Annotated in this window: 1 protein-coding gene; it reads right to left on the bottom strand. The window is 64.2% G+C overall.

Translation table 11 applies throughout. From position 1 onward, the window contains the following. Positions 1–26: 26 nt before the first annotated feature. The coding region (locus ACWD0F_RS52150; RefSeq protein ID WP_449890611.1) for an IS30 family transposase at positions 27–1,048 on the bottom strand (1,022 nt) is incomplete at its 5' end.

Genomic DNA, 1,048 nt, shown 5'->3' with positions numbered 1-1,048 from the left:
GGGTGGTTTCTAACACTGGTCGCGAACTAGCTGGTAGAGCCGTTGGTTAGCAATGCTCTCATGGCTTCGGCTGGTGTTCTATCTCCGAGGGCGAGGCGGGGTCGCTGGTTGAGTTGGGCGGCGACTGTCTGCAGGTCTTGGGCGGTATGGGTCGACAGGTCGGTGTGTTTGGGGAAGTACTGGCGGATCAGTCCGTTGGTGTTCTCGTTGAGGCCCCGCTGCCAGGGGGAATGCGGGTCGCAGAAATAGATGTCGAAGCCGGTCGCGGCGCCGGTCTGCTCATGCATCGACATCTCCCGGCCCTGGTCCCAGGTCAGGGTTTTGCGCCAACTCTCGGGCAGATGCCGGGTCTGCGCGATAAGCGCATCGCGCAGTTGCGGGGCCTTGTAGCCGTCCGGGAGATGCACCAGGATCAGGAACTTGGTGACCCTCTCCACCAGGGTGCCGATGGCCGTGGCACCACCCGGCGCCCCGTATTGGCCGATGATGAGGTCGCCTTCCCAATGTCCGGGGACCCGACGTTCAGTGACTTCAGCGGGACGCTGGTCGAGGAGCTTCATGTTCTTGATCTTGTTGGGGATTGCGACGCCCCGCCGGTGCGGCTTCCTGCGGGAGCGGCCGGTGCGGAGCTTTCCGGATCTGCAGCCGAGAAGGCCGGCGTAGAGGGCCCTGTAGATGCTCTCGGCGCAGACCTGCATGGCGCTCAGATCGGGGTAGGTGCGGGTGAGGAACCGGGAGATCTGCTGCGGTGACCACTTCTCGGTCAGCTTGTCGCGCACGACCGTACGGAGCGGTTCGTGGCCCCGAATCTTCTCTTCCTTGGAACGTCCGCGGCGGAGAAGCGCCTGGTTGTGGGCCCACCAGGGTTGGTAGCGGCCGTCGGACTTGCTGTTGCGCTGGATCTCTCGGTAGACCGTCTGAAAGCTCTTGCCGATCGACGCGGCGATCTCCTTCACCCCGACCTTGGCGTGTATGCCGTCGGCGATGGCGATCCGGTCATCCTGGGTGAGGAAGCGGGCAGAGACGGGCGCGTCGGCGAGAACCATCC

It is taken from the genome of Nonomuraea sp. NPDC002799 (assembly GCF_053592075.1).
This window is presented reverse-complemented; position numbering and strand designations above follow the sequence as displayed.